Source organism: Nonomuraea corallina, from assembly GCF_027620315.1.
In the GTDB taxonomy this organism is placed as follows: Bacteria; Actinomycetota; Actinomycetes; order Streptosporangiales; family Streptosporangiaceae; genus Nonomuraea; species Nonomuraea corallina.
The window spans coordinates 73,761-82,103 of the sequence record NZ_JAPNNL010000009.1 but is presented as its reverse complement, the minus strand read 5'-3'; the positions used below and the strand labels follow the sequence as shown (position 1 = coordinate 82,103).

General features: G+C 73.9%; 6 protein-coding genes. 1 reads left to right on the top strand and 5 read right to left on the bottom strand.

The genetic code is table 11. The annotated features are described in order from the left end of the window. Window positions 1-24: 24 nt before the first annotated feature. Genes OUY22_RS04290 through OUY22_RS04280 form a run of 3 tightly spaced genes read right to left on the bottom strand, consistent with a single transcriptional unit; the run spans window position 25 to window position 4,178 of the window. Window positions 25-1,287 (bottom strand): M20/M25/M40 family metallo-hydrolase, encoded by a 1,263-nt coding sequence (locus OUY22_RS04290; protein WP_270153401.1) that lies wholly within the window; start codon window positions 1,285-1,287, stop codon window positions 25-27. Then, window positions 1,284-3,137, bottom strand: a complete 1,854-nt coding sequence (locus tag OUY22_RS04285) for a S9 family peptidase (protein ID WP_270153400.1) — start codon at window positions 3,135-3,137, stop codon at window positions 1,284-1,286. Before OUY22_RS04285 ends, OUY22_RS04290 begins: the two co-directional genes overlap by 4 nt. Window positions 3,138-3,140: 3 nt before the next feature. Then, a complete protein-coding gene (locus OUY22_RS04280) occupies window positions 3,141-4,178 on the bottom strand; it encodes a peptidase C39 family protein (protein ID WP_270153404.1) in 1,038 nt (345 codons plus the stop codon). A gap of 80 nt (window positions 4,179-4,258) precedes the next feature. Here OUY22_RS04280 and OUY22_RS04275 point away from each other — a divergent pair, with 80 nt between their 5' ends. Then, window positions 4,259-5,584: an SWIM zinc finger family protein gene (locus OUY22_RS04275; protein ID WP_270153399.1), complete on the top strand. Its 1,326-nt coding sequence runs from the start codon at window positions 4,259-4,261 to the stop codon at window positions 5,582-5,584. A 3-nt stretch (window positions 5,585-5,587) separates the two neighbouring features. Here the strand turns inward: OUY22_RS04275 and OUY22_RS04270 are convergent, their stop codons facing one another. Further along, window positions 5,588-6,700 carry a DUF5925 domain-containing protein gene (locus tag OUY22_RS04270; protein ID WP_270153398.1) on the bottom strand — a complete coding sequence of 371 codons (1,113 nt, stop codon included), beginning with the start codon at window positions 6,698-6,700 and terminating at the stop codon, window positions 5,588-5,590. A gap of 58 nt (window positions 6,701-6,758) precedes the next feature. Beyond that, a complete protein-coding gene (locus OUY22_RS04265; RefSeq protein ID WP_270153397.1) occupies window positions 6,759-8,159 on the bottom strand; it encodes a glycoside hydrolase family 16 protein in 1,401 nt (466 codons plus the stop codon). Between the last annotated feature and the right edge of the window lie 184 nt (window positions 8,160-8,343).

The window sequence follows — 8,343 nt, the reverse complement described above, 5'->3', positions numbered from 1 at the left end:
CGGCGGCGCACGGAGTGAGGCCCGTCAGGTGAGCAGCCTCGTCAGGACCCGGGTGCCGAACTCCAGGCCCGCGACCGGCACCCGCTCGTCCTTGCCGTGGAACATGCCGAAGTAATCCAGATCCGGCCGCAGCATGAGCGGCGCGAACCCGTACCCCTCGATGCCGATCCGGGCGAACGACTTGGCGTCGGTGCCGCCGCTCATCACGTACGGCACCGGCCTGGCCAGCGGATCCTCGGCGACCAGCGAGTCGGCCAGCTCGTCGAAGAACGACGACGGGTACGGGGCCGCCGGGGCGTCCTCCAGGTTGACGAACTCCCGGGTGATCTTCGGGCCGAGCAGCTCGTCGAGCGTCTCCAGGAACTCCTCCCGTAACCCCGGCAGGTAACGGCCGTCGACGTGCGCCTCGGCGGAGGAGGGGATCACGTTCACCTTGTAGCCCGCGTCCAGCATCGTCGGGTTGGCCGAGTTGCGGATCTGGCCCTGGAACAGCCGGCCCAGCGGGCCCAGCCGGGCCGCCTCGGCGTCCAGCCGGTCCAGGTCCACCGGCTGCCCGGTGAGGTCCCCCAGCTGCTGGATCAGCGCCGCGACGGACGGCGTGAGCCGGACCGGCCACGGGTGCGCGGCCACCCGCGACAGCGCGTGCGCCAGCGTGGCCACCGGGTTGTCGGCCGCGGGCTTGGAGCCGTGACCGGCCACGCCGTGCGCGGTCAGCTTCATCCAGGCGGTGCCGCGCTCGCCGACCGCCACCGGATAGACCCGGTGGCCGCCGGCGTCGACGCTGAAGCCGCCCGACTCGCTGATCGCCTGCGTCACCCCGTCGAACAGCTCCCGGTGCTCGGCCACCGCGTGCCGCGAGCCGTAGTCGCCGGTCGCCTCCTCGTCGGCCAGGAACGCCAGCACCACGTCGCGCTTCGGCCGCTGCCCGCGCGCCCGCATGCCGAGCACGGTGGCCAGCGTCATCGCGCACGAGCCCTTCATGTCGACCGCGCCCCTGCCGTGGACGCAGCCGTCGGCGATCTCGCCGGAGAACGGGGGCAGCCGCCACTCGGCCGGGTCGGCGGGCACCACGTCCAGGTGGCCGTGGATCAGGAGCGCGTCGGGGGAGTCGCCGGCCATCCTCGCCACGACGGTCGTGCGCCGGGGCGCCGACTCGAACACCACCGGCTCCAGCCCGGCGTCGGCCAGCAGCGTGGCGACGTACTCGGCGGCCGGGCGCTCACCCGAGCCCGGGTTGGTGGTGTCGAACCTGATCAGGTCCGAGCAGATCTCGGCGACGTCCTTCACTTTCCACCCTCCAGCTTCAGCGGCGCGACCTCGGGCGTCTCGAACCCGAACAGCTGCCCGTAGAAGGCCAGCTCGGCCTCCAGCGCCGCGACGATCGTCTCTTCCCTGCGCCAGCCGTGCTGCTCGCCGGGGAAGGTGAGCAGCGCCCACCGCTTTCCGTGCCGGTCCAGCTCGGCGACGAACCGCTCGGCCTGGCTCACGTCCACGATGGCGTCCTCCAGCCCGTGCAGCATCAGGCACGGGCCGGACGCCCGGTGCGCGTGCAGCAGCGGCGAGCGGTCGGTGTAGCGCTGACGGGTCTCGGGCAGCGGCCCGATCAGCCCGTCGAGGTAGCGCGACTCGAAGTCGTGCGTCTCGGCCGCCCAGCTCTCCGGGTCGGTGATCGCGTACTGCGCGACGCCGCCCGCGAACACGTCGCTGTGCACCAGCGCCGCCACCGTCGTCCAGCCGCCGGCGCTGCCGCCCCGGATCGCGATCCTGGCCGCGTCGGCGCGGCCCAGCTCCACCAGCCCGCGCGCCACCTTCGCGCAGTCCTGCACGTCGACCACGCCCCACTGGTGGCGCAGCCGCTCCCGGTAGGCCCGCCCGTACCCGGCCGAGCCGCCGTAGTTGACCTCGGCCACGCCCAGCCCGCGGCTGGTGAAATAGGCGATCTCCAGGTCGAGCATGAGCGGGCTGCTGCCGGTCGGCCCGCCGTGCACGAAGATCACGTACGGGGCGGGGCCGCGCACGCCGAGCGGCGGGTACACGTGCGCGTGCACCCCCTCGACCGTCATCGCCTCCGGCTCGGGCAGCAGCGCCCGGTCGGGCAGCGGCCTGGGCGCCGAGACGGTCTCGCGCTCGCCGCTGCCCAGGTCGATCAGCACGACCTCCGGGGGCGTGTGCGGGGTCGCCCGCACCGCCGCGACCTTGCCGCCGGCCGCCGACACGGTCGAGCCCCAGTGGGTGGCCTCGCCGCCGAGCTCGCGCAGCTCGCCGGTGGCGGGATCGAGCACGCCCAGCCGCCGCCGGTCGGCCGTCCCGTACACCAGCACCAGGCGGTCGCCGGCGAGCGCCATCCAGGTCAGGCCCGGCTTCCACGGCGCGTTGCCGAACTCCAGCTCCATCGGCGTGAGGTTGCGGCCCCGGACGCCGTCGCGGCCGATCTCGTGCACGTTCCACCAGCCGGTCGGGTCGGTGACCGCGTAGAGGGTCTCGTCGTCGCGCCACTCGGCCTGCACGACCGACTCCCGAGGGCCGCCCGCCACCACCGTGCACGGGCCCGCGACGCCGTCCGCGCCGAGCGGGGCGACGCAGAGCTCGGTGCCGTCCCACGGCATGTTCGGATGGTCCCAGCCGATCCAGGAGACGTGCCCGCCGCCGGGGGACAGGCGCGGGTTCATCAGGAAACGCTGCGCCTTCGCGATCACCCGGACGCCGCCGCCGGACAGCGGGACGGCCACCAGGTCGCGCACGTCCTCGATCTCCCGCACGGCCCACACCTCGTCCCGGCCCGGCGGCAGGAACAGGTCGGCGTAGCGGGCCGGCCCCGGCGGCGTCAGCGGCACCGGTCCGGCGCCGCCGATGCGATAGACGCGCTGGTCGTCCCAGTGCGTGAACACCAGGCCGCCGCCGGGCAGCGGCCGCCACGACCGGCCGCCGTACTCGATCACCCGGTTGCGCGCGTTCCAGCCCTCGGGCAGCGCGTCCTCGCGCTCACCGCCGGGCAGCCGCCGCACCACGCACCGCCTGCCGCCCTCGTGCGGGCGCGGCTCGTCCCACCACACCTCGACGCCCGCGGGCGTGGACACGGCCTCGACCCACTGAGGCCCGCCGTCCGCGCGGGCCACCTCAATCGCTCGGATACTCATCTCTCACCAATTGCCATCAGACTCGGGCAGGGACATCTCAGGGGGATGCAGGACGTACGCGATGCCGCCGCTCCCGGAGCGCCGCAGCCACACGTGCTCGAACGCCGCGCGCGGATACACCCGGCGCACCCGGCCGTCGGGCACGGCGGGGTCGTTGACCCGCACGTCGCCCCCGGCGGTGAAGCCGGTCACCACGATGAGGTTCCCGCTCGTGGAGTAGCCGGCTCCGGGCAGCTCCGGCTCCTTGAACGACAGCGACACCACGACCGGGATCCCGGCCCGGGCGAACCGCTCCAGCTCGGCCGCCGACCTCAACCGGGTCACGAACCCGCGCAGCCCGTACGAGCCCGCGTAGGCGACGTTGAACGGCCAGTTGCCGGTGCCCAGGTAGCCGCTGTCGTAGGTGCCGCGCGCGGCGTGGTCGACGGCCGGCTGCGGGCAGCCCGCGCGGTCCAGGTCGTCCGGCCCGCGGCCCCAGTAGGCCAGCACCATGGCCGTCGCCGCCGGGCCGCACCAGTTGGCGCCGCCGCCGTCGTACTCGGGATGGTGGCCTGCGTGCGCGTGCTGCCAGTGTTCGGGCACCTCCAGCCGCACCGGCCCGGCGCCGGACGGCGGCGAGCCCGCCGGCGGGCGCGCGGGCAGCGCCGACGCCATCACCGCGAGCCCGTCGACGCGGGCGCCCGTCCCGCACGCCCGCACCCGCACCCGGTAGGCCGACAGGGGCCGCCGGGCCACGAACGTGTCGACCGCCACGTCGCCGTCCTCGTCACCCTGACCGGCGACCGACGTGCGCGGCCCGCCCCGCTCCGACCAGCGGCCCATCACGTACCACCGGGTGCGGCGACCCTCGGCGGTGACGGCCTGCAGCTCGACCTCGATCCAGGAGCCCGGCGGGGTGCGCGCGGTCCACGACGGCACCAGCTGCGTCGCGGGGAAGCCGATCGGGTGCTCGTCACTGGTCCAGCCGTCACCGGCGATCGGGGGCACGGTGAAGCGGGTGAGGGCGACGCGGGCCCGGTCGACGGTGAGCACCGGCCCCATTGTGGAGCCGCGCCGCAGGTCACGCATCGGATGTTTTACGTACTGCCCGATTGTCGGTGGCGATCTCTATCGTCCGGGCCATGACTCAAGCAGTGCAGGCGTACGCCTATGCCGGGCCCTCCGCCCTCGCCGACGGCCGGCTCGGCCTGTCCACCTCTGGCGGCACGGCGCTGTCCGGGCCCCACACGCACCCCAGATTCTTCAGCGGCCTGCTCACCCAGGCCGCCCCGGCCGCGGCGGGCCTGCTGGCGGTCGCCGACGTGGCGATGGCCCGCTACCACCAGCCGCGCCCCGGCTGGACCCGCGACCCGGTGGTGACGTGCGACGGCGACCGGCTCAGGTTCGAGTCGTTCTCCGCCTGCGGCGGCGTCTACGCCCGGCTCGACGTGACCGCGCTCGACGGCGAGGTGCTCGACCGCGGCACCACCAACGTCGACGTCAACGGCCCGCTGCGTGAGTCGCTGCGCCGGGTCGGCGGCCGTGACCCGCTCCACCTGGGCGTCGGCCCCGACGAGCTGACCGTCACCACGCTCGACGGGGCCGTGGTGGAGAAGAAGGTGCCGCTGCCCACCCGCTGGCTGCGCGGCTTCGCCGAGGTTCAGGTGATCGCCGCAGGGTTCGACCTGCGGGCCGAGCTGAACGGCCCGCAGGCGGTGCGCTTCCTGCGCTCGCTGCCCCGCGGCGCCCGCGGCACCGTCTGGGCCGTGCCCGCCGGGCGGGAGCTGCGCCTGGCCGCCGGTCCCGGCCGCGGCGCCGTCTGCCTGTCCGGGCCCGGGCGGATCGCCACGCTCATGCCGCTGCTCAGGTTCGCCAAGGCGCTGCGCGTGTACGGCCCGGCGGGCGACGGCCAGGCCGCCGCCTGGGAGCTGGAGCTGCCCGGGATGCGCTACACGCTGGCGGTCTCCCCGGAGCCGTGGCGCGGCTTCTCCGGCGAGGGCCAGGTGCTGGAGGACCTCGCCACCGATGAGGCCGCCGCCGACGCCGACCTGATCGGCGTGCTGCTGAACTTCGAGCCCGCCGTGGAGGTCGGGCTGCTCGCCGACCGCTCCGGCCTGACGCCCGCCCGGGTGCGTGCCGCGCTCACCCAGCTCGGCACCGCCGGCCGGGTCGGGTACGACCTGCACGAGGCGTCCCACTTCCACCGCGAGCTCCCGTACGACCGCGACCAGGTGGCGCAGCTCAACCCGCGCCTGACCGCGGCCCGCGCCCTGGTGGAGTCGGGGGCCGTCCGGCTGGACGGCGACCTGGCGGAGGTCACCACGTCAGGCGGCCTGCGCCAGGTGCGGGTCGAGGCCGGGTCGTGCACCTGCCCGTGGTGGTTCGACCACCGCGGCTCCCGGGGCCCGTGCAAGCACGTCCTCGCGGCCAGGATCGCCGCCCGGGCCCTCGTGGAGACCCCGGTGTGAGGATCAGAGATACAGGCCCGTGCTCTCGTCGGAGGGGGCGGCGGTGAAGACGCGGCCCGAGCGCAGCGCGTACAGCTCGGCGAGGGTCGCGCCGGACGGGCCGACGCCGTCGGAGGAGCCCAGCCACGCGACCGCCTCCTGCCGCGACAGCGGGCCGACCTCCAGCTGCGCCAGGCAGCGGCCGGGACGCACCACGGCGGGGTGCAGCCGGGTCAGGTCCTCGTTGGTGGTGATCGCCACCAGCACGTCACGGCCCTGGCCGAGCAGGCCGTCGGTCAGGTTGAGCAGCCGCGACAGGCCCTGCCCCGCCTGCGTCTTGGCCGCCGCGCCGATCAGCTCGTCGCAGTCCTCCAGCACGAGCAGCCGCCAGCGCTGCTTGTCGTCCTCGTCGTTGTCGTAGCCGACGGCCACCTCCATCAGGTAGCCGGGCTCGTCGAACAGCCGCTCGGGGTCGAGCACGCAGTCGACCTGACACCAGTCCTGCCACTGCTTGGCCAGCGTGCGCAGCAGCGTCGTCTTGCCGGTGCCCGGAGGGCCATGCAGCAGCAGGAGACGGCCGTTGACGTCGCCGGGCGTGACCCGCATCAGGTCGCCGAGCGGGCCGCGCACCCGCTCGGCGTAGTTGCCGCTGATCTGGTCCCACGGCTGGGCGGTGATCGGCTTCTCCGACCGGTTGCCGCCGTGGGTGCCACGCCACCAGAACCCCATCTCCACGTGGTCGGTCTCGGGCGCGGCCTCCTCCGCGCCGGCCACGCTCTCCTTGAGCACCGAGCGGGCCAGCTCCTCGCTGGTCGCGCTCACGCTCAGCGTGGCCGAGCGGTTGCGGTGCCTGACCACCCGCAACGTCCAGCCGTCGCCGATGATCAGGCGGGACTCCATGCCGTCCTCGACCACGGCGGTGCGCACCACGCGGCCCTCGGCGGGCCGCAGCGGCGCGTCGGCGCGGACCCGCTCCAGGTTGGCCACCCGCGACCACGGCTGGTGCCCCGTCGCGAACGGCGACAGGGCCAGCGCGTCGATCACGTCGACGGCGGAGTCGGAGTCGTCGAGCCAGACGTTCATGGGAAGCTCGGCGTCTTCCTGACTGGGGAACGGCACCTCCCTGATGACAGACATGAGGTCTATGATCACATCCCCGGAGGTGCGTGTCGAAGACTTTAGCCGGGCCGCCCGCTCAGCGCTGCCAGACCCGCACGTGGTCGACGACGAAGTCGGCCGGCAGGGTGGTCGTGGCGTCGGGATCGCCCAGCCAGCCGCCGATCTGGAAGTTCAGCCGCAGGTGGAACTTGCGCTTGTAGGTGGCGTCCGCGCCGAAGGTCTCCTCCAGCCACGACGTGGTGTCACCGTCGCGGCGCCAGATCTCCCGGCCGTCGACGTACCAGCGGATCACGCCCGGTTCCCATTCGGTGGTGTAGGTGTGGAAGCCGTCACCGGGGTGACCGGAGGGGAAGCTGTAGCGGAAGTCGTTCTTGGTCGGCTTGTAGTCGCGGAAGATGGCCGCCGTCGCCGCCTTGTAGTAGGCGGAGCCTCCCGGGAGCTCGGTGACGTCGATCTCGCCGTTGCCGCCGTCGTCGGGCCGCATCCAGAAGGCGGGCCACAGGCCCCGCGAGTTCGCTGGCCCGTTGGGCGACTTGATCCGGGCCTCGAAGCGGCCGTAGGTGAACGACGCCTTGGTCCTGGTGTCGAGGTAGCCGGTCGTGTAGGACCGGGTCGAGCCCCCGCACGTGTAGTTCTCCTTGTGCGCCCGGATGGTCAGCGCGCCGTCCTTGACGAAGACGTTCTTGGCGCGGCTGGTGATGCAGGCGCGGTCGTAGTCCACGTAGGAGTCGCGGGCGTTCCACTTGGTCGTGTTCAGCGCGGTGCCGTCGAACTCGTCGGACCACACGAGCCGCCAGCCGGGGGACGGGCTGGGGGAAGGACTGGGCGAGGCGCTGGGGGACGGGCTCGCCGTGGGCGCGGTGTAGGAGATCACCAGCCGCGGCCGCGCGGTGGCGGTGGCGTTCTCGCTGGAGGCCCAGTAGACCCTCGTGTTGCGGGTCGACTGGCGGACGGCGAAGGCCACCGCGCCGTTGCCCGTCACCGCGGAGGACACGTCCCAGGCGTTGTGGCCCTGGGTCACCGCGGTGTCGGAGTCGAGCGCCGCGCCGAGGGTGGGCCTGCTCGCCCAGGTTCCGGAGCCGCCCGCGCCGCCGCTCGCCCGGTAGGCGGTGGTCGTGGTGCTGGCCGAGGCCGTCCAGGCGTACAGTTCCAGCCGCGCCTTGATGTTCGTCGCGCCGGCGGGAAGTCCCGCGACGGTGAAGCCGACGACGGCCATGCGCTCGCCCGCGGGGTTCTGGTCGCACAGGGCCGGGCAGGTCGCCAGGGTGGTCTTGGCGCTGGTGTCCCCGTCCTGGACCACCTGCGTGTACGTGGTGTCGGCCGAGGGCTTGACCGTGATGGTGGCCGCGGTGGCGGTGGCGGTGGCGGTGGTGGCGGCGGCGGTGGCGGCGGCGCCGCCCGCTCCGGCGACGAGCAGGGCGCTCGCGGCGGTCACCGCGCACACGGCGCGCTGCCCCGTGCGTAATATCCTGTCCATCTTTTCCCTTCTGTACCAAAGAACGCCGCATGAAGGCGCGGCGTGGGTGAACAAGCAGGGGAAGATCCGTCGGGCGACACCGGCCGGCGCCCGGAGGGGCGCGAAGATCCCACGGCGCCGGTGCCGACGAGGTATCGATCAAGATACGCACCGGCAGATCGGCCCACAAGCAGAACGCGGAGAC